Annotated in this window: 16 protein-coding genes; 7 read left to right on the top strand and 9 right to left on the bottom strand. The window is 66.0% G+C overall.

The features are described from left to right. Positions 1-47: 47 nt before the first annotated feature. Together pyrF and ABIE56_RS14910 are read left to right on the top strand one after the other, a co-directional pair. Positions 48-866, top strand: coding sequence for an orotidine-5'-phosphate decarboxylase (gene pyrF, locus ABIE56_RS14905; protein WP_429244567.1), 819 nt, complete (start codon positions 48-50; stop codon positions 864-866). A gap of 118 nt (positions 867-984) precedes the next feature. Further along, entirely contained in the window at positions 985-1,368 is a 384-nt protein-coding gene (locus tag ABIE56_RS14910) for a helix-turn-helix domain-containing protein (RefSeq protein WP_216159375.1), read from the top strand. Positions 1,369-1,382: 14 nt separating this feature from the next. Here ABIE56_RS14910 and def read toward each other — a convergent pair whose 3' ends face one another. Next, a complete protein-coding gene (def, locus tag ABIE56_RS14915) occupies positions 1,383-1,919 on the bottom strand; it encodes a peptide deformylase (RefSeq protein WP_429244585.1) in 537 nt (178 codons plus the stop codon). Between the two features lie 171 nt (positions 1,920-2,090). On the opposite strand from def, the gene ABIE56_RS14920 reads away from it, so the two are divergent. Beyond that, on the top strand, positions 2,091-4,166 hold the full coding sequence (locus ABIE56_RS14920; protein WP_429244568.1) for a carbon starvation CstA family protein: 2,076 nt from the start codon (positions 2,091-2,093) through the stop codon (positions 4,164-4,166). Between the two features lie 11 nt (positions 4,167-4,177). Further along, positions 4,178-4,384 (top strand): YbdD/YjiX family protein, encoded by a 207-nt coding sequence (locus ABIE56_RS14925; protein ID WP_429244569.1) that lies wholly within the window; start codon positions 4,178-4,180, stop codon positions 4,382-4,384. A 117-nt stretch (positions 4,385-4,501) separates the two neighbouring features. Here the strand turns inward: ABIE56_RS14925 and ABIE56_RS14930 are convergent, their stop codons facing one another. Continuing rightward, a complete protein-coding gene (locus ABIE56_RS14930) occupies positions 4,502-5,194 on the bottom strand; it encodes a FadR/GntR family transcriptional regulator (RefSeq protein ID WP_429244570.1) in 693 nt (230 codons plus the stop codon). Positions 5,195-5,336: 142 nt separating this feature from the next. On the opposite strand from ABIE56_RS14930, the gene ABIE56_RS14935 reads away from it, so the two are divergent. Continuing rightward, positions 5,337-6,479 (top strand): aldose epimerase family protein, encoded by a 1,143-nt coding sequence (locus ABIE56_RS14935; RefSeq protein ID WP_429244571.1) that lies wholly within the window; start codon positions 5,337-5,339, stop codon positions 6,477-6,479. A 125-nt stretch (positions 6,480-6,604) separates the two neighbouring features. Here ABIE56_RS14935 and ABIE56_RS14940 read toward each other — a convergent pair whose 3' ends face one another. The 5 genes from ABIE56_RS14940 to xerD form a co-directional block, all read right to left on the bottom strand. Further along, positions 6,605-7,510, bottom strand: a complete 906-nt coding sequence (locus ABIE56_RS14940; protein WP_429244572.1) for a DMT family transporter — start codon at positions 7,508-7,510, stop codon at positions 6,605-6,607. Then, positions 7,507-8,361: a glycosyltransferase family 2 protein gene (locus ABIE56_RS14945; RefSeq protein ID WP_429244573.1), complete on the bottom strand. Its 855-nt coding sequence runs from the start codon at positions 8,359-8,361 to the stop codon at positions 7,507-7,509. Before ABIE56_RS14945 ends, ABIE56_RS14940 begins: the two co-directional genes overlap by 4 nt. Before the next feature lie 26 nt (positions 8,362-8,387). Beyond that, the gene (gene purL / locus ABIE56_RS14950; protein ID WP_429244574.1) at positions 8,388-12,251 is read right to left on the bottom strand and encodes a phosphoribosylformylglycinamidine synthase; all 3,864 of its coding nucleotides are present in this window, start codon (positions 12,249-12,251) and stop codon (positions 8,388-8,390) included. A gap of 93 nt (positions 12,252-12,344) precedes the next feature. Then, positions 12,345-13,094, bottom strand: coding sequence for a DsbC family protein (locus ABIE56_RS14955; RefSeq protein WP_429244575.1), 750 nt, complete (start codon positions 13,092-13,094; stop codon positions 12,345-12,347). A gap of 91 nt (positions 13,095-13,185) precedes the next feature. Beyond that, positions 13,186-14,100: a site-specific tyrosine recombinase XerD gene (gene xerD / locus ABIE56_RS14960; protein ID WP_429244576.1), complete on the bottom strand. Its 915-nt coding sequence runs from the start codon at positions 14,098-14,100 to the stop codon at positions 13,186-13,188. 67 nt (positions 14,101-14,167) lie between these two features. Here xerD and ABIE56_RS14965 point away from each other — a divergent pair, with 67 nt between their 5' ends. Next, positions 14,168-14,659, top strand: a complete 492-nt coding sequence (locus ABIE56_RS14965; RefSeq protein ID WP_429244577.1) for an RDD family protein — start codon at positions 14,168-14,170, stop codon at positions 14,657-14,659. On the opposite strand, the gene ABIE56_RS14970 is transcribed toward ABIE56_RS14965, so the two are convergent. Further along, entirely contained in the window at positions 14,652-16,649 is a 1,998-nt protein-coding gene (locus ABIE56_RS14970; protein ID WP_429244578.1) for a hypothetical protein, read from the bottom strand. The genes ABIE56_RS14965 and ABIE56_RS14970 overlap by 8 nt on opposite strands. A 72-nt stretch (positions 16,650-16,721) precedes the next feature. Continuing rightward, complete coding sequence (locus ABIE56_RS14975; protein WP_429244579.1) at positions 16,722-17,738, bottom strand: hypothetical protein; 1,017 nt, start codon at positions 17,736-17,738, stop codon at positions 16,722-16,724. Between the two features lie 189 nt (positions 17,739-17,927). Here ABIE56_RS14975 and fusA point away from each other — a divergent pair, with 189 nt between their 5' ends. Then, positions 17,928-19,967: an elongation factor G gene (gene fusA, locus ABIE56_RS14980; protein WP_429244580.1), complete on the top strand. Its 2,040-nt coding sequence runs from the start codon at positions 17,928-17,930 to the stop codon at positions 19,965-19,967. Positions 19,968-20,133 lie beyond the last annotated feature (166 nt).

Consider the following 20,133-nt stretch of genomic DNA (forward strand, 5'->3'; position numbering starts at 1 on the left):
CATCGCGCGCAAGCGCGCTCCTACATTCCCTTATTGGAGCGGCTCCCGTGAACTTCATGAACTCGCTGAAGGACGCCTGGCGTCGCAACGACTCGCTTGTATGCGTAGGCCTGGACCCTGAGCCGGGCCGGCTGCCTGCCGGGCTTACCGGCGAGGACGGCATCTTTACCTTCTGCCGGGACATCGTCGATGCCACGGCCGGGCTGGTCTGTGCCTTCAAACCGCAGATCGCCCACTTCGCCGCACAGCGCGCCGAGGGCGCACTCGAGCGGCTGATCAAACATATCCACGACAAGCATCCCGGCATCCCGGTCATCCTGGATGCCAAGCGCGGGGATATCGGGTCCACCGCCCAGCACTACCGCGCCGAAGCGTTCGACCGCTACGACGCCGACGCCGTTACCCTCAACCCGTACCTCGGCAAGGATTCGATCGATCCATTCCTCGAACGTGCCGATAAGGGCGTGATCCTGCTCTGCCGCACCTCCAACCCGGGTGGCGCGGATTTCCAGGCACTGGATTGCGGCGGCCTGCCGCTTTACCTGCGCGTGGCGGAAACCATTGCCAGGGACTGGAATGGCAACGGCAATTGCGCTCTGGTCACCGGGGCCACCTGGCCAGAAGAACTAGGTCGCGTGCGTGCCATTGTGGGTAACATGCCATTGCTGGTCCCCGGCATCGGCGCCCAGGGCGGCGACATCGAAAAGGTCATGGAGCATGGCCAGACGACTGACGGTACGGGCCTGATGATTTCCTCGTCGCGCGCCATCCTCTACGCGAGCAGCGAAAAGGACTTCGCCGACGTAGCACATCAAGCGGCCGATAAAATGAGAAAATCGGTCAACTCGTTTCGCCGCAAGGCCTAAAAACGAAAAGCAGTCGTAAATTGCACGACTTGGCAACTGTCAAGGGCTTACGCTCCCGGCTCGGGCTATCAACAATACCGGGTCATTTGCGCCGCAAAAGCGTTCCTCCGGAGTTGTTATGCCACTTACCAACCGAGGCTTTTCTCAACGTCTACATGTCGCGCTGGACATGGCTGGCGTCAAGAAAGGCCGCGGCCGCATTACCCAGCTGGCCGATCTGTTCGATGTCAGCCGGGAAACGGCACGTAAGTGGCTCAGCGATCTCGGCTTGCCCGAGCTCGAACGCCAGATCGATATGGCCGTCCGCTTCGGCGTGAACTTCGAGTGGCTGGCCACGGGCCGCGGTTCTCCCAGCGGCGCCACCGGGGTGAAAGAGAGCCCTGCGCTCTACCGGGCTGACTCACGCGAGCAGCTGCGCCTGGTCGGCCTCGTCAGCCGCCTGCCCAAGGAGCGCCGCAAGGCCCTCCTGGTGCTCGTCGAAGCCCTGGCCGAAGCCGAATAGCCCGGTGACCCGGACTAATCGTCCCCGATATCCATTCCCGGGAACAGCACGTCGGTAAACCCGAATTTCGTGAAGTCCGTAATCCGCGACGGATACAGCCGCCCGATCAGGTGATCGCATTCGTGCTGCACCACGCGGGCATGAAACCCTTCGGCGGTGCGGTCGATCGGTTCGCCGGTCGGGCTGATGCCCTGGTAGCGAATCAACGAATAGCGATTCACCGCGCCACGTAATCCAGGCACCGAGAGGCAGCCTTCCCACCCCTCCTCCATATCCTGCGACAGCGGTGTGATCACCGGGTTGAGCAGGATGGTCTGCGGCACGGGTGGCGCATCGGGGTAACGTTCGCTGCTATCGAACCCGAAGATCACCAGTTGCAGGTCCACGCCGATCTGCGGCGCGGCCAGCCCCACGCCGCCGGCGTGGTGCATGGTGTCGAACATATCGGCGATCAGCTCATCGAGCTCTTCCGAGCCCACCATGTTGTCGGGAACCGGGGGAGCGATGCGCAGAAGGCGCTCGTCGCCCATTTTCAGGATCTCGCGAATCATCGGCAGGCCGCAGGGAGTGGGGTTGCCCCCAGCATGGCGTGAGCGAGCCGCCGGCTCAAGCACCGTAAAACCATTCGACCAATGGCTAATACGTAGGGAGCCCGTGACGCATTGACCCCCAAGGGCGCGGGGGCGACCCTTGTGGCAACCGCAAGGGGAGCCGAGAAGACCATGCACAGCGCCATTCCTAAACCCAGCCCTGCAGGCAAGATCCTGTGGGCCGCCATCGCCATCGTAGGCGCGTGGTGTCTCGGCGTCGTGGCCCTGCGCCGCGGCGAGCCCATCAACGCCATCTGGCTCGTCACCGCGTCCATCGCCGTGTTCCTTATCGGGTACCGGTTCTACAGCCGCTTCATCGCCAGCCGTGTCCTCCAGCTCGATCCGAGCCGGGCAACGCCCTCGGTGTTGCGTAACGACGGCCTGGATTACGTTCCAACCGACAAATGGGTGGTCTTCGGCCACCACTTCGCCGCCATCGCCGGTGCCGGCCCGCTTGTCGGCCCCGTGCTTGCCGCACAGATGGGCTACCTGCCCGGCATGCTCTGGATCCTGGTCGGCGTCGTGTTCGCCGGCGCAGTGCAGGATTTCATGATCCTGGGCCTGTCCCTGCGCCGTGACGGCCGTTCGCTAGGCCACATGCTGCGCGAGGAGCTGGGTGAGGTGCCCGGCGTCATCGCCATGGTCGGTGTGCTGGTACTGATGATGATCGTGCTGGCGGTGCTGGCGCTGGTGGTGGTCAAGGCACTGACCCATAGCCCGTGGGGCACGTTCACCGTCGCCGCCACCATCCCCATTGCCCTGCTCATGGGCGTGTACCTGCGCTACATCCGTCCCGGCCGCATCCTCGAGGTATCCATCATCGGCCTCGTGCTGCTCTTGGGCTCGATCTGGTACGGCAAGACCGTGAACGACACGCCTGCCCTCGCCGCCCTCTTCGACTTCGATGCCAAGGCGCTTGCCTGGTGGCTGATCGGCTACGGCTTCTTCGCCTCGGTACTGCCGGTGTGGCTGTTGCTCGCACCGCGCGATTACCTCTCCACGTTCCTCAAGATCGGCACCATCGCCCTGCTCGCCCTGGCCATCTTCCTGGCGGCGCCCACCCTACAGATGCCCGCGGTCACTCAGTTCATCGATGGCACCGGCCCGGTGTTCCAGGGCAACCTGTTCCCGTTCCTGTTCATCACCATCGCCTGCGGGGCGGTCTCCGGCTGGCATTCGATCATTGCCTCCGGCACCACGCCGAAGCTGCTGGCCAACGAGGGCGAAGCCCGCATGGTCGGCTACGGCGGCATGCTCATGGAGGCGTTCGTCGCCATCATGGCGCTGATCGCTGCCTCATCGTTGCACCCTGGCGTCTACTTCGCCATGAACTCGCCGGGCGCGCTGGTGGGCACCACGGTGCAGGATGCTGCCGCGGCGATCAGCCAGTGGGGCTTTGTCGTAACCCCTGCCGAACTGACCGATACTGCAAAGAACATCGGTGAGTCCACCATCCTCGGCCGCGCGGGCGGCGCTCCCACGCTGGCGGTAGGCATGGCCCAGCTGCTTCACGGCATCATGCCGGGCGAGAACATGATGGCCCTGTGGTACCACTACGCCATCCTGTTCGAAGCGCTGTTTATCCTGACCACCGTGGATGCCGGTACGCGCGTGGGCCGCTTCATGATCCAGGAACTGGCGGGCATGGCCTATGCACCGCTCAAGAAGACCGATTCATGGGTGAGCAACGTGCTGGCCACCGTCATCTGCGTGGGGCTGTGGGGCTATTTTCTGTACCAAGGTGCCGTGGACCCGCTCGGCGGCATCAACACCTTGTGGCCGCTGTTTGGTATCGCCAACCAGATGCTCGCCGCCATCGCGCTGATGCTGGCCACCGTGGTGGTCGTCAAGCTGAAACGCGAACGTTATGTGCTGGTGCCTGCCGTGCCCGCCGCGTGGCTCGTGATCTGCACGCTCACCGCGGGCTGGCAGAAGCTGTTCGATGCGAAGATCAGCTTCACCGCCGCGGCGAACAAGTACGCGGAAGCGGCCGCCGCCAACAAACTGCTGCCGCCGGCAAAGACCGCGGACGAGATGCAGCGGATCATCACCAACAACCGCGTGGATATGGCCCTCACCGGCCTGTTCATGCTGCTGGTGCTGACCATGCTGTTCTTCTCGCTGCGTGCCATCGTACGGGCATGGCGTGCCAACCACGCCACCGCGCATGAAGAACCGTATGTCGCGCTTTCCAGCGTGGCCCAGTAAGGAGCATGGCGATGGATACGTTCACCGCTGCCTCGCCGCGTTCACTGTGGAAGTGGGCGGTGCAAACCGCCCGCCTCTGCTGTGGCGTGCCCGATTACGACGTGTACGTGAAACACCTGCGCGAACATCACCCGGAACGCCGCGTACCCAGCTACGGCGAATTTTTCAGGGAGCGCCAGGAGGCGCGCTACCGCGGCACCGGGGGGCGTTGTTGCTGACGCCGATGTACATGTAGGAGCGTGCTGGCGCGCGATGCGGGCTCGTCGCGAGCACCCATCGCGCGCAAGCGCGCTCCTACAGGTTAGGGAAGGGCCGGCGAAAGCCGGCCCTTCTTGTCAGCGGCGGCCCTTGCGCATGTTGCTGCGCGAATCCTCGATCATCGCGCGCATGGCGGTGGCGGCCTCGTTCGGTCGGCGGCGGCGGATCGCCTCGTAGACGGCGCGATGATTTGGCAGGGAGTATTTGAAGTTCTTCGCGGTGCGAGCGGACATCACGAAGAACGTGGCGAGCGCCGTCTCGATCACCGAAAACAGCGAGCTCAGCAATTCGTTGTTGGTCGCCGCCAATACGGCCTCGTGGAAACGCAGGTCGGCCTCCGCCCAGGCGTCCAGGTCGGGAGCCTCCTCCATCGCATCCAGCGCCTCACCAATCGCTTCGAGCTGCGCGGCATCGCGCCGCCGGGCGGCGGCCATGCAGGCGGCCGGCTCGATGATCTCGCGCATCTCCACCAGTTTGCCCACGAACGCTTCGGTAGGCATGGCCTCGCAACGCCAGGTGAGCACGTCAGGATCGAGGTGGTTCCAGAAGCGCGCATCGCGCACGCGCATACCGGTCTTCTGCCGGGTCTCGATGAGGCCTTTGGCTGCAAGCACCTTTAGCGCTTCGCGCAGGATGGTTCGGCTGACATCCATCTGGGCGGCAAGCTGCGCTTCGCCCGGCAGGGAATCACCCGGCGTCAGCTCGCCGCTGACGATGGAACTGCCGATCTGCTCGACGACCTGGCCGTGCAGGCTTCGTGAATTTGCCATCTTCGGTGCCATCGCGCCCCTTCCCGCGTTAACAACCGCGCCATCCTAGCGACATTCCCGCCCACAACGTTGACGCAGCGCAGCTTGTCAATTGTCGGACAAATATGCTCTCGTCAGCAGGTCACCACAATGGGAGTGGAAGATGGATAAGCTTCTGGCCGTATCGATCACGGCAATTCTGCTTGGGAGCACGACGACCGCCATGGCCGGCGATGCGACGAAGGCATCGTTCGGCAACACGCCGGATGGCAAAGATGTAACGGTCGTTACGCTTACCAACGGCAAGGGCATGACCGCGAAAGTAATCTCGCTGGGCGCCGCCCTGTATGCGCTGGACGTGCCCGATCGTAACGGCAAGCCAGGCGATATCGTGCTTGGCTATCCGGACCTGAAGGGCACGTTCGACAAGCCGCAGTACTTCGGTGACACGGTGGGCCGCTACGCGAACCGCATTGCCAAGGGCAAGTTCAAGCTCGATGGCAAGGACTACACGGTACCAGTGAACGATGGCCCCAATTCGCTGCACGGCGGCAAGTTGGGCTTCGACAAGGTCGTGTGGACAGTGGATAAGGTGGAGTCCGGCGCGAACCCGAGCGTGACGATGACGTATGTCAGCCCGGATGGCGACCAGGGCTACCCCGGCCAGCTCACCACCACGGCGAAGTACTCGATCAACGACAAGAACGAGCTCACGATCGAATACACGGCCACCACGGACAAGCCCACCATCGTCAACATCACTAACCACACCTACTGGAACCTGGCAGGCGAAGGCTCCGGCAGCGTGGAAGACCAGAAGCTGATGATCGCGGGGGATGCGTACCTGCCCACGGATGCGACGGCCATTCCCACCGGTGAAGTACGCAGCGTGGCGGGTACGTATTTCGACTTCCGCAAGGCCAAGCCGATTGGGCGCGACCTGCGCCACGCGAGTGAACAGCAGCTCGTGTTCGGCCGTGGCTACGACCACAACTGGGTCATCTCCCGGAAGGAAGCAACGGCACCGCGTGAAGTGGCCCGTGTATCCGATCCGAAGAGCGGCCGCGTGCTGTCGCTGTGGTCGGCGCAGCCGGGGCTACAGTTCTATTCCGGCAACTTCCTGGATGGCACGACGTCGGGCAAGTCGGGCGGCATCTACCGCGAGGGCGATGCGTTCGCGCTGGAACCGCAGATCTTCCCGGATACGCCGAACCAGCCGGATTTTGGCTCCGCCCGGCTGGAACCCGGCCAGACGTACAAGAACGTCATGACCTACAAGTTCACCACCGACAAAGCCGCGAAATAAGAAAGGATATGTAGGAGCGCGCTAGCGCGCGAAAAGCCGACAGCGCGGAGAAGACGCGCCTTAGGGCAAGGAGCGATCGCGCGCAAGCGCGCTCCTACATACGAACACAGGTCACCGGCAGGGCTTCAACCCGCCTCGTGGTGCAGGGCTTCAGCGGGCTTCTTGCGGCGAAAGCGGGGAGCCAGTTCCACCATGTACATCGCAGCCAGCACCAAAGCGCCACCGCAGAGCATGCGCGTGGTCAACGCATCCACGCCGAGCGCCACCGCGAAACCTGCGGCGAAGACCGGTTCGGTGGTCATGACGATGGCGGCACGTGTCGCCGGCATGTGCGCCTGCGCCCAGGTCTGCACCAGCATCGCCAGCGCACCAGCGATCAATGCCATGTAGATGATGGCAACCCACGCCTTGCCGTCGGGCGGCAACGCCGGGCCATGGTGGGGCAGCGTGGCCAGCACGCACACCAGGGCGATGCCGAGCATCTGGATAGCGGACATGCCGAACGCATCGCCAGGCTTCGACCAATGCCCCAGCCCCACGATATGCAAGGCATAGAGCGCGGCCGAGGCGAGCGTGAGCAGCACGCCCAGGTCCACCGCGAACCCGTTGAGCGCCAGCACGCCCAGGCCCACCATAGCGAGTACGACGGCGAGCCACGTGATGGCGGGAATGCGCTGCCGGAACAATAGCCACGCAAGCATGGGCGTGATGACTACATACATGCCGGTCACGAAGCCGCTGACACTGGGCGAGGTCAACGCGATACCTTCGGTCTGCAACCATTGCGCGAGGCCATAAAGCACGCCAAGCGCCAGCCCTCGCCAAAGCTGCGGTCGGCTGAGCCGGCGCACTGGCAGGGCAAACAGCAGCAGCATCGCCACCGCGGCGATGGCGAAGCGCACGGCCAGGAAATCGATCGGCAACATACGGCCCACGACATCCTTGATCATGACGAACGTCGAGCCCCAGATCGCGGTCACTGCCAGCAGGCCCAGCGTCGCCAGGCCACTGCCTTTCACCGCGCCGCTCATCGGCGCTTTTTCCGCAGGAGCTGGCCCGGGATCTTGAGTAGGAAGTGCGACCAGATGCCCAGCCAGACCAGGCCACGCAGCAACGGATTCTTTGCCGCCGGGTCGTGGCGACGGAACCAGATGAACATGCTGCGGTGCTTGTGCCGGCTAACGAACACGGGACGATGGCGACTGGAACCGCCCTTGCCGTGCATGACGCGAACATCCGCGGCCAGCAACACCTGGTAACCCATGTCGCGCGCGCGCCGGCACAGGTCCATGTCTTCGCAATGCAGGAAGAAGGTCTCGTCGAAGCCGCCCAGCGTCTCGAACGCGGCACGTGGCATGAGCAGGATGGCCCCGGATACGACCTCGGCCTGGACAGCGCCTTCGGGAAGCGGGCCACCGATATCGATGCCGGCACCGCCACGACCCAGCTTGGTGGCCAGCGCGCGGGCGAGCAGCGGGTCGCGCCGGTGCGATGCCGGATCCACGTTCCCGGCTTCATCCTGGACCAGGGCGCCCACGATGCCGGTGTGCGGCCCGACGTGAGCGAGCATGCGCGAGAGCGTATCCGGATCGATCAGGCAATCCGGGTTCAGCACCAACAGGTACTTTCCGCGCGCGTGCGTGGCCCCGCGGTTCACGGCGGGGCCGAAGCCGAGGTTGGCACGGTTGTAGACGACACGGACGCGATCATCGGCCGCGAAGGCGCGGTCCAGCGCCTCGGGGATGCCATCGTCCGAGCCGTTGTCGACCACGATGACCTCAACAGGCCGATCGCTCGCGAGCGCGTGATCCACGCAATCGCGAGTGAGCGGCCCGCTATCGGCCAGGACGATGATGATGCTGGTGAGATCGCCCGTCGTCACGGCTGCCACCTCGTTCGCGGCCCGGCTCAACCGACCCAGGCGCGCGCGTTACGGAACATGCGCATCCACGGCGAATCCTCGCCCCACTGCTCCGGGTGCCAGCTGAGCTGTGCACTGCGGAACACGCGTTCCGGGTGCGGCATCATGATCAGCACGCGGCCATCGGCAGCGGTAAACGCCGTAAGCCCGCCCGGCGAACCGTTCGGGTTCAGCGGGTAGTGCTCGGTAGGCTTGCCGCGGTTATCCACGAACCGCGCCGCGCCGTGGCTCTTCGACGGGCTGCATACGTTCGGGAAACTCACGCGGCCTTCGCCGTGTGCCACCGCGACTGGCAGGCGCGAGCCGGCCATGCCACGGAAGAACAGGCTGCCCGCATCGAGAATCTCGACCGTGGCCAGGCGCGCTTCATACTGTTCGGACTGGTTGCGCAGGAACTGTGGCCAGTGCTTCGCGTCGGGGATGATGTCCTTCAGCTGCGACATCATCTGGCAGCCGTTGCACACACCCAGTGCGAACTTGCTGCCGTCCTCGAAGAAGCGGGCAAACTGCTCGCGCAGCGCATCGTTGTACAGGATGGACGTGGCCCAGCCGCGGCCCGCACCCAGCACGTCGCCATACGAGAAACCACCGCAGGCGGCGAAACCACGGAAATCCTTCAGGTGGTGGCGACCGGTGGCCAGGTCGGTCATGTGCACATCGACCGCTTCGAAGCCGGCGCGGGTAAATGCCGCCGCCATCTCCACCTGGCCATTCACGCCCTGCTCGCGCAGGATCGCCACGCGCGGGCGCACGCCCGTCGCGATGTACGGCGCAGCAATATCTTCCGCCGGATCGAACGTGAGCTTCGGCGACAGGCCCGGATCGGCGTCATCGAGGCGCCATTCGCTTTCCTGGTCCGCGCTGAGCGGGTTGTCGCGCAGGCGCTGCATGGCGTAACTGGTTTCGTTCCAGGCGCGGAACAGTTCGGTCCAGTTCCACTTGAACGGCGTTTCGCCGTTCAGGTGCAGCTTGATCCCGAGCTTCTCCTTCGGCCGGCCCACGTTGTGGGTCATGCCCGCCAGGTTGTGCTTCACCAGCAGCTGTTCGAAGGCCTCGCGGTTGGCCGACGCCACCTGTACGACGGCGCCGAGCTCTTCGTTGAACAGCGCACGCAGCGTGGCATCGGCCCAGCCATCCAGGCGGATCTCAAGGCCACAGCGGCCAGCAAAAGCCATTTCCAGCAGCGTGACGATGGCACCGCCATCGGAACGATCGTGGTACGCCAGCAACAAGCCCGAGCGGTTCGCTTCCTGGATCAGCTCGAACATGGCGCGCAGGCGCTTCGCATCATCCAGATCGGGCGGCACACCGCCACCACGGTTGAACACCTGGGTGAGCGCGGAACCGCCAAGGCGATCGCGGCCTGCGCCCAGATCGATCAGCCACAGATCGGTATCGCCGCGATCCAGCTTGAGCTGCGGGGTAAGCACGCGGCGCACATCGTCGACGCGCGCGAAACCGGTGATGACCAGCGACACCGGCGATACGGTCTTCTGCTTCTTGCCGGCTTCATCCGTCCACACGGTGGACATGGACAACGAGTCCTTGCCCACCGGGATGGCGATATCCAGTTCCGGGCACAGTTCCATACCCACGGCGCGCACCGCATCGAACAGCGCGGCGTCTTCGCCTGGGTGGTTCACGGCGGCCATCCAGTTCGCGGACAGACGCATTTCTTCGAGCTTGAGCGGTGCGGCGGCCATGTTGGTGATGGCTTCGCCCACCGCCATGCGTGCGGCATCGGGGCTGGAGAGCAACGCCACCGGGGCGCGCTCGGCCATGGCCATGGCTTCGCCGGTGTAGCCGTCGAAATCGGTCATGGTCACGGCCACGTCCGCCACGGGCACCTGCCACGGGCCGACCATCTGGTCGCGCGCGTTCAGGCCACCCACGGTGCGGTCGCCGATGGTGATCAGGAAGTTCTTCGACCCGACTGCCGGCAGGCGCAGGACGCGCATCAGCGCTTCGTCCATGCCGATGCCGGTGAGGTCCGCCACCAGGTCAACGCGCGGCTTCACGCGCTGCGCATCGCGGTGCATGCGCGGCGGCTTGCCGAACAGCACATCCATGCCAAGGTCGATCACGGTGATATCACGGCGCGGATCGCGCACGATCAGGCGCGCTTCCGCGGTGGCATCACCCACGACGGCGAACGGGCAACGCTCGCGCTTGCAGTAGGCCTCGAACTCGGCGATGTCCTCCGGGCCAATCGCCAGGACATAGCGCTCCTGCGATTCGTTGCTCCACACCTGCATGGGCGAGAGCGTCGGATCATCGCAAGGCACTTTCGACAGATCGATGATGCCGCCGACGCCGGCGTCGTTGAGGATTTCGGGAATGGCATTGGAAAGGCCACCCGCGCCCACGTCGTGGATGCTGACGATGGGGTTCTTGTCACCACGCGCCCAGCACGCATCGATCACCTGCTGGCAGCGGCGTTCCATTTCCGGGTTATCGCGCTGCACGGAGGCGAAATCGAGCTCGGCACTGGAGGTGCCGGAGGCGACCGACGAAGCCGCACCACCGCCAAGGCCGATGAGCATGGCGGGGCCGCCAAGCACGATGACCTTATCGCCAGGGCGTACGTCACGCTTCTGCACGTGCTGCTCGCGGATGGCAGCCAGGCCACCGGCGATCATGATCGGCTTGTCGTAGCCGCGGCGGATGCCCTTCTCGCCGGTTTCCTGCTCGAACGTGCGGAAGTAACCACCCAGCGCAGGGCGGCCGAATTCGTTGTTGAACGCAGCAGCACCGAGCGGGCCATCACGCATGATTTCAAACGCGGAGGCCATGCGCGGCGGCAGCGGGCGCGCGGTTTCCCACGGACGCGGCGTACCGGGAATGCGCAGGTGCGACACCGAGAAGCCGGTCAGGCCAGCCTTCGGCTTGCCGCCGCGGCCGGTCGCGCCTTCGTCGCGGATTTCGCCACCGGAGCCCGTGGCAGCGCCCGGCCACGGCGCGATGGCCGTGGGATGGTTATGCGTTTCCACCTTGATGGCGTACGGCGCGGATTCCTTCACCGTGCGGAACACACCGTCTTCGGGATTCACGAACAGGCGGTTGCCCTCGTAGCCCTCGACGACCGCCGCGTTGTCCTTGTAGGCGGACAGCGTGAAGCGCGGCGAGTGCTGGTGGGTGTTCTTGATCATGCCGAACAGGGACTTTTCCTGTTCCTTGCCGTCCAGGGTCCACGTGGCGTTGAACACCTTATGGCGGCAATGCTCCGAGTTCGCCTGGGCGAACATCATCAGCTCGGCGTCGGTGGGCGCCCGGCCCATCTCGCCGTAACGCTCGGCGAGGTAATCGACCTCGTCGGCGGCCAGGGCCAGGCCCAGCTCGCTGTTGGCGGTTTCCAGCGCGGCATGCGGGTCGCTGCCCAACGGCACGCGGCCCAGGTCACCCGGGGTGCCCGCCAGGAACAGCCCGGCGGCATCGGCCAGGCTGGCCAGCGGCGACTGCACCATGGGGTCGCAGAAGGCCGCCATGACCTGGGCGTAGGCCGGGTCGGTGGCCGCCGGCATGCCGGTGACCTGCCACGCCACGCCACGCTCCACCCGGTGCACGTTGAAGCCGGCACCGTGGACGATATCGGTGGCCTTGCTGGACCAGGGCGAGATCGTGCCCAGGCGCGGCACGACCCAGAACGAGGCGGGCTCGGGCTGGCCAGGCTTGGCCTCCAGCACGGCCAGCAGGCGCGCACGGGCGTCACCTTCCGGGGGCGTGGCGGCATCCACGAAGTACACGAACCACGCCGCCTGTACCCGGGTCCCATGGTGCAGGGCCTCCAGGTGGGCGTTCAGTCGTTCGAGGCGAAACGGCGAGAGGGCGCTCTGCCCGTCGAGTGCGATCATGCGGGGGGATAAGGCGCTGGAGGAAAACGCCTATTCTACATGATGTTGCGGGACAGCATCGGGGCTGACCACGAGGCCAGCCCCGACAGGGCCTTAGCCGCCCTTGATGGTGCCGGCCGGGGCGCTGACCGCCTTCAGCAGCTGGGCGGGGGTAAGGTAGCCACCCACCACGTCGCCGTTTTCGGTCACTACGGTGGGGGTGCCGTTCACGCCCAGGCGCTCGCCCAGTTCGAACTCATCCTTCACCGGGTTGGTGCAGGTGGCTGCCGCGACGGAACCGCCCTTCATGGCCTTGTCGAACGCGCTCTTGCGGTCCGACGCGCACCACACCGAGACCGCCTTGGTGTACGACGGCGTGTCGTTGCCACCCGTGGTCTTGATGCCCTCGCGCGGCCAGAACACGTATTCCACTGCGATGCCCTGCTTGTTGAACTCTTCGATCTGCGAGTGCAACTGGCGGCAGAAGCCGCAATCCACATCGGTGAACACCGTGACGGTGTGCTTGGGGTTCGCCGGCGAGTAGATCAGCCGCTGCGATGCGGGCACCTTGGCCAGCTCGGCCTTGCGCGTGGCGGCCCAGCTCGCGGCCGAAAGATCGGTCTGGCTCTTCAGGTCGATCAGGTTGCCGTTGAGCATGTAACGGCCATCGGCGGTGACATACACCATGCGGCCCGAGGCCACGACCTGATAGAAGCCGGGCATGGGCGAGGGCTGGATGCTATCGACCTTGATACCGGGGCCAAGGCCTTCAACGGCGGCGCGCACGGCTTTGGTGTCATCGGCGGCGGCCGCCGTCATGGCAAACACGCCGGCCAGCAGCGCCGGGAGGATTTTCTTGAACATCGGGTACGGCTCCATGGGGTACCGGGGGAGTTCACGGCCGTTTTTGGAACGCGCGGCACGCGATCGGTTCCCCCGATTGTGGCACGGCAGGTTATCCGCGGGGGTGATGCTGGGCGTGAAGGCGCTTGAGCCCCTCTTTCGCCACCAGGGTGTAAATCTGCGTGGTGCTGAGCGCGCTGTGGCCCAGCAACATCTGCAGCGCACGCAGGTCGGCACCATGGTTGAGCAGGTGCGTGGCAAACGAATGACGGAGCACGTGCGGCGAGACGCGCTTGCCGGGGATCCCCACCTGCATGGCGTAGCCCTTTACCAGGGTCCAGAACTGCTGGCGGCTCATGGCGCTGCCACGGCGCGACAGGAATAACGCGGGCGGCTGGCCATGGCCCTGGGCCAGACCCGGTCGCGCTTCGGCAAGGTAGCGCTCGACATGTGCCAGCGCCTCCTCGCCCACGGGCACCAGGCGATCCTTGCCGCCCTTACCGGTGACACGCAGCACGCCCTGGCGCGTATTGAGGCCGGAGAGCGGCAGGTCGACTAATTCTGAAACGCGCAGGCCCGATGAGTACATCAATTCGAGCATGGCGCGATCACGCAGGCCCAAGGCTGTGGTCGTGTCGGGCGCTACGATCAGCGCCTCGATCTCGCGCTCGGCCAGCGCCTTGGGCAGGCCGCGCGGCATCTTCGGCCGCTGCATGAGCAGGGTCGGGTCTTCGCGCTTGCCTTCATCGCGCGCCATCTGCGCGTAGAAGCGACGGAACGCCGATTGCCGCCGGGCCATGCTGCGCACGGAGACTGGCTGGCTGCCGTGGTACGCCGAAATATCTTCGCGAGTCGCCGTGGCCAGCGTGTGGCCACGCGGTTCCAGCCAGCGCGATAGCTGCGCCAGGTCACGCCGGTACGCCTCGAGCGTGCGATCGGCCAGGCCATCTTCCGACCACACGCGCTCGATGAAGCGATCAATCAGGCGGGCGTCGGCCGCGCCGGGTTCGGTGCTGCTTTCCGTCATGCCACGATGGTCGCACGAGCACACCCGGAAAACCCATAATGGCCCGAGCACCCCATTGTGAGGCCGCATGAGCACGACACCCTTACCCGCCCCTGCCTGGCGCCGCTTTGCGGCGATCGTTTACGACGTGCTGGCGGTGGTCGCCATCGTGATGGTGGTGGGATTGATCGCGCAAATGGTGACCGGTGGCCATATCGCGGATGACAAGGGGCACATCGTGGCGTGGTGGTACCAGCCCCTTCAGGCGATCGTGGTGGGCGCGTATTTCCTGTTGTCGTGGATACGTGGCGGCCAGACCCTGGGCATGCGGCCGTGGCGTATTCGCGTCGTGACGCGCGAAGGCAACGCGGTGGATATCAGGCGCGGGCTGCTGCGCCTTATCGTGGCGGGGCTGCCCGTGTTGCTGCTGATGCTTTATGCCGTGGCGTCGTTACAGGTCGCTCTTTGGGCGCCGCTGGCCGGCTGGGCCGTGATCCTGCTGCCATCGTTGTTCGATGCGCGCCACCGCGGCCTGCACGATATGGCCGCCGGTACCGAGATCCGCCCGCTCGCTATTTGAACTGATCGCTCGCGGGCACCCATGAGCCGTTCGCCTGCGGCGCGGCCTGCACGTTGATCTTGATGGTGGGTTCGCAGCCCGGCGGCAACGGGCCGCCCGCGACACGTGCCGTGGTGCAGAAGGCGGTGTTGTCGATCGGCTGCGGCGCGGCCGCCACGGTGGTCGCATTCGCAGGCGGCAGGTTATCCGCCAGCGGCTTCGAGGCCATCGTCTGGTTCTTCACCAGCTTGTCGGGCTCGGACGGTTTCGGCGGCGGATCGCCACCGCAGCCCAGCGTGAACAGTGAAATCGCCTGCTTCATCGCGCCGCCGGAGGCACCCGGCCCCGCCGTGCAGTTGATACGCACGCCGCGCGGCAGCGGTACGGTGAACTTCACCGTCGTGGCTTCCACACCATGCCGAAGCGCCGTGTCGACCGAGCTTTCGCCCTTGGGCGTCCATGCGCCATCGAAGCGCGTGGCCTTGTAATCGATATGCACGTGGGCACCGTTCTGCGGCGTGACGTTGCCACGTGGTTTGAGTTCCACGTAGGCGCCGACCTGGCCGGTCTTGTCGCCCTGCCCACCTTCCACGCCGTCCGCACGTTGCGAGGTGCCGTTCGCGCCGGTGAGGCGCTCGCCTTCGTCCGCGCCCTTCGCGGCGCCCGGCTTGCCGGTATCCGCCGTCGCACCGGGCGTGTTGGTGCCGGCGTTCGCCGCCGTGGATTCGCCAGCGGCGGAAGGTGCGCCGGGCTCGCCCTTGCTCGGCGCGGCGCTGTTATCCGCGGCCGCCTTGCCCTGTTCGTTCTGCGCCTGCGCCGTGGCTTCGCCGGCGGCGTTATCGCCCGGTGCCTGGCCCGGCGGCGCGGGGGCCATGTCTTCACCCGCGACGGGGCGCTGCAACTCGCCTGGCGTGACCGCCGGCGCCTGGATCGCTGGGCGTGAAACATCCGCCACCGGTGCCGAGAGATTCGCCTTGGCCGCAGCATCGGGCAACGGCACCGCTTCGAGCTCGGCTTCGGCCTGGACGGCCGGTGCGCGCACGGTCTCGACCGCCACCTTAGGCGGTACGGGGCGCGGGAGATCGGGCGTGACCTGGGGCGCTGGCGGCGCCGTCGGCTCCTGCGCAATCGCTGGCAGCGGCGTGTCCTGCGGTGTGGGCGGCGCCGACGATTCCTGCACCTCCGGGCGCGGCACGGACGCCAGTGTCATCGTGGTCGTCGGCACCGGCGTGGTCTTCTCGGCCGTGATCTGCGGCGGCGTGGGCGTCACCGCCGGTTGCGATGACGGAATCGGCGGCAGCGACAACGACGCGGGCGGCGGCATGGGCGCCGTGCCTTCCACCTGGGCCTTGCGCACCGGCTCGGGCTGGAAGCGTGGGGGAACGACCGTCGGCTTAGGCGTATCGACGGCCAGATCGGGCGGCGCGGGCGTGGGCAGCGGCACCTTCTCCAGCTCGGGCTGTTGGGGCGGCGCGGTCGGCTGCACCAGCGGCTTCTCGGCCACGGCCTGCACGCTCGGCGGCGGCGCGGTGACCTTCACATCGGGCTTGACCTGCGGCGGCGGTGCCGCGGGCACCGCGATAGCCGGCAGGGCCTTCGTCGCGGACGCGGTGGCGGCCGCGTGCGAACCGCGCGAGGCACGGCTGGCGACGGATTTGCTGGTGGCCTGCTTTGCCTTGGCGACCGGCGCCTTCGACGGCGTGCCACGCACTGGCGGTACGGGCGGGGGTGGCTTGTCGATCAGCCGGACCTGAAGGGCATCCGGGTTATCCAGGTCATCAGGCGGGGGCGGCAGCACGTTGTACGCCGGCCCAAGGATCATGCCGAACAGGAACACCAGGTGGATAAGGAGCGTGCCGACCCAGCCGGCGATACGCCGGCCGCTGGGACTGGGCCTCTGGCGCAGCTGCCGGCGATAGACAAGCGCATGCATCGCCGCATCGCGCGGCGATACGGGCAGCGTGGGTTCGCCGGCCTCGCGCTCGCTGTCCGGTGTGTAATGGGTAGGCATTGGGCGGTAGTGTCTATGGTGCGTGGGCCACGCACAATCGCCCGGCGCACCCGATCGCGCGCGAGTGCGCTCCTACATTCCCTTTTTGCGCTGCTCTTCGGCTTTTTCCAGTTCGATGGCCTTCAGCGGCACATCGCTGGGGCAGCCTTGCGGTAGCGGCTTGTCGGCGCGGAACGCGGCGATGCACTCGGCCTCTTCCGGCGCTTTCACCACATCGGGGCCATCGGCCAACGGGTGCGAGGGCGCCATGTTGAGCCGGCCATCGGCCGACTTCGGCGGCGGCTTCGGCGGATCTTCGCCCCGGCACCCCACGGGCAGCACGAAGAACACCGTGGCGCAGTTGATCCGGGTACCACCGACATTCACCTGCTTCTTCAGCGTGGTGTTTTCCATGACCTTGCGCAGGCCGCCGTTCACGATGTTCTCGTCGCGCGGCGCCCAGTCCTTCTCGAACCGGGTCTCTTTGTAGGTCACCGGCCCCTTGTGGGCCATGACGCCGGCATCATCCGTGGGCTTGCGCGCCACGAAATCCGCCTGGGTTGTATTGGCCGGTGGCGCCGGTGCCGGCGTGGCGCCCGTGTTGATGCTGCCATCCTTGCCGTACAGCTGCAGCGCGGGCGCCGGTGGCGTGGGTGCCGCCTCGTTTTCGGCAGGCTTGTCCTCCTTCGGCGGCTCCTTCTTAGGCTTGGGCGGCTCAGGCCGGGTGGCCTCAGGCGAGCGCACCTTGGGCGGCGGCTCGCTCACCGGGGGAGGCGGCGGGACGTTCGCCTGCAAGGGCGGCGGCGGGGTGGGCTCGATGAAGCGCACCTCCAGTACGTCCTCCTTGTCATCAGGCACGGCAAACCCGACCAGCGGCCGCGGCTGCATCTCGTAGCGCACCAGCAGGATGATCAGGATGTGCAGGATCAGGGTGCCGGCAATGGCCAGCGTGGAGCGCACCGGATCGTGCGGCGGCTTGCGCTGGCGGATGGCGCGCAGGGCCGTGATGGTGGCGGGATCGATCGGGTGCAGCCCATGGCGGCGCGTCGCCTCCGGGGGGAGCCGGTGCGATTCGACGTGCGGCGGTGGCGCCTTGCCTGGGTATTGCACGCTGGAGGGGAGTCCCGATCTGGCCTGGAGGAAAGCTGTACAGCTTAGCGCGACGGCCTGACCGCACCTTAAGCCTGCGCCTACAGACACCGCGCCCGAAAGAAGATTCCCGCGCCACTTGATTCCCACGCCCAATCGGAGAAGGCTTGGAAGGACGGGGGGACCGCCATCCTTAGGGAGGGTCGCATCGTGTCGCCATCCACGGAACGCATCCGCAGCCTGTCACTCGCCGGCCACGCCGGGGCCGGCAAGACCACCTTGTTTGAAGCCATGCTCCACGCCGGCGGCGCGCTCAACAGCATGGGCAGCGTGGAAAAAGGCAGTACCGTTTCTGATAACGACCCCATGGAACGCGCCAGGGGCCACTCCATCGATGCTTCCATCGCATCCATCGAACGCAACGGCTTTCGAATACACCTTGTGGACACCCCCGGGTACGCGGATTTCCGCGGACCGGCCCTCGCCGCGCTCGCGGCGACCGATACCGTGGCGATCGTGGTGAACGCCGCCAACGGGATCGAACACGGGACGCGTAGCATGATGGCGCACGCAAAGGAGCGTGGCCTCGCGCGCCTGCTCATCGTCAACCGCATCGATGCGGAAGGTGTAAACCTATCCGCACTGGTGGATGACCTGCGCACGGAGTTCGGCAATGAATGCCTTCCCGTGAACCTGCCCGCCTCGCACGGGCACGCCGTGCGTGATGCCTTCTTCCAGAAGGGCGGCGACAGCGATTTCTCATCGCCGGGCGAAGCGCACCAGCAGCTCATCGATCAAGTCGTCGAAATCGATGATGGCGTCATGGAGCATTACCTGGATAAGGGCGAAGATGCCCTGACCGCCGCCGAACTGCACGATGCACTGGAGCACTGCCTGCGCGATGGGCATCTCGTGCCCATCGTGTTCACCAGTGCGCGCGATGGCGTCGGTGTGAGCGAATTGCTCGAGCTCATCGAACGCATCCTGCCCTGCCCCAACGAAACCAATCCGCCGCCGTTCCACGACGACAAGGGCATTCGCTTCGATGTCGCGGCTGACGCCGGCAAACACGTCGTCGCCGACGTGTTCAAGATCGTCAACGATCCCTTTGTTGGCAAACTCGGGGTTTTCCGCGTGTGGCAAGGCACCGTGCGCAAGGATTCGCAGCTACTGGTCGATGATGGGCGCAAGCCATTCAAGGTGGCGCATCTGTTCCGGCTGAAAGGCAAGGATCATGTCGAGGTCGATGAAGCGTTGCCCGGCGATATCGTCGCGGTCGCCAAGGTCGATGACATTCACTTCGACGCGGTGCTGCACGATGCCGCCGATGAAGGGCGCATCCACCTGCAACCGTGCCCGTTCCCTTCGCCCATGTTCGGCCTGGCGGTGGAGCCTGCGCATAAGGGCCAGGAGCAGAAACTGGCACAGGCGCTCGCCCGTCTCGCCGAGGAGGATCCGTGCTTCGTGGTGGAGCACCACGCCGAAGTTAACCAGACGGTCATTCGTGGGTTATCCGATCTGCACCTGAAACTGATGCTCGAACGGATGAAGTCACGTTATGACGTTGAAGTGGTCACCCACCCGCCGCGCATCGCTTACCGCGAAACCATCGGCGGGAAATCCGAAGGCCATCACCGCCACAAGAAACAGACCGGCGGCGCGGGCCAGTTCGGTGAGGTGTTCCTGCGGGTGGAACCCCTCGAGCGCGGCGCGGGCTTTGTGTTCTCGGATGACACCAAGGGCGGCGTGATCCCGAACCAGTTCATGCCGGCGATTGAAAAAGGCATTCGCCAGGCCATGGATGCGGGGGCCGTCGCGGGCTACCCCATGCAGGATGTGCGTGTGAGCGTCTACGACGGCAAGCACCACCCGGTGGATTCCAAGGAAGTGGCCTTTATCAGCGCAGGCCGCAAGGCGTTCCTCGATGCCGTGTCGCGGGCGCGGCCTGTGGTGTTGGAACCGGTGGTGGACCTGGAGGTATCGATCCCCGGTCCATCGGTGGGCGATGTGACGGGTGGCCTGGCCTCGCGGCGAGCACAGATCATGGGCACGGATTCACTGCGCGGCGGTGAGACCCTGATCAAGGCCCGCGTGCCGCTGGCGGAACTGGCGGATTTCCCGACCCAGCTCAAGGCCATGACCGGTGGCCAGGGGCGTTACGCCATGGACTTCAGCCATTACGACACGGTGCCGCCGGGCGTGCAGAAGAAGCTGGTGGAGGCCTGGAAGCCCAAGGCCGAAGAGGATTGAACCTGGGTTCCTGCGAGCAGGAACAAGGAACCCTGTAGGAGCGGGGGGGGGGGGGGGGGGGGGGGGGGGGGGCGGGCCCCCCGGGGGCCCCCCGCGCCCGGCCGCGCGGGGCGGGGGGGGGGCGGGGGGGGCGCGGCCGCCCGGGCCGGGGGGGGGGGGGGCGCGC

The sequence above is a fragment of the Luteibacter sp. 621 genome (genome assembly GCF_050435445.1).
Lineage (GTDB): Bacteria > Pseudomonadota > Gammaproteobacteria > Xanthomonadales > Rhodanobacteraceae > Luteibacter.

Coding starts and splice junctions, on each gene's coding strand:
- ABIE56_RS14955 (WP_429244575.1), bottom strand. CDS start 13,094: ATGTTCAAGAAAATCCTCCCGGCGCTGCTGGCCGGCGTGTTTGCCATG.
- ABIE56_RS14930 (WP_429244570.1), bottom strand. CDS start 5,194: ATGGCAAATTCACGAAGCCTGCACGGCCAGGTCGTCGAGCAGATCGGC.
- ABIE56_RS14920 (WP_429244568.1), top strand. CDS start 2,091: ATGCACAGCGCCATTCCTAAACCCAGCCCTGCAGGCAAGATCCTGTGG.
- ABIE56_RS14925 (WP_429244569.1), top strand. CDS start 4,178: ATGGATACGTTCACCGCTGCCTCGCCGCGTTCACTGTGGAAGTGGGCG.
- xerD (WP_429244576.1), bottom strand. CDS start 14,100: ATGACGGAAAGCAGCACCGAACCCGGCGCGGCCGACGCCCGCCTGATT.
- ABIE56_RS14935 (WP_429244571.1), top strand. CDS start 5,337: ATGGATAAGCTTCTGGCCGTATCGATCACGGCAATTCTGCTTGGGAGC.
- ABIE56_RS14910 (WP_216159375.1), top strand. CDS start 985: ATGCCACTTACCAACCGAGGCTTTTCTCAACGTCTACATGTCGCGCTG.
- ABIE56_RS14965 (WP_429244577.1), top strand. CDS start 14,168: ATGAGCACGACACCCTTACCCGCCCCTGCCTGGCGCCGCTTTGCGGCG.
- purL (WP_429244574.1), bottom strand. CDS start 12,251: ATGATCGCACTCGACGGGCAGAGCGCCCTCTCGCCGTTTCGCCTCGAA.
- ABIE56_RS14970 (WP_429244578.1), bottom strand. CDS start 16,649: ATGCCTACCCATTACACACCGGACAGCGAGCGCGAGGCCGGCGAACCC.
- def (WP_429244585.1), bottom strand. CDS start 1,919: ATGATTCGCGAGATCCTGAAAATGGGCGACGAGCGCCTTCTGCGCATC.
- ABIE56_RS14940 (WP_429244572.1), bottom strand. CDS start 7,510: ATGAGCGGCGCGGTGAAAGGCAGTGGCCTGGCGACGCTGGGCCTGCTG.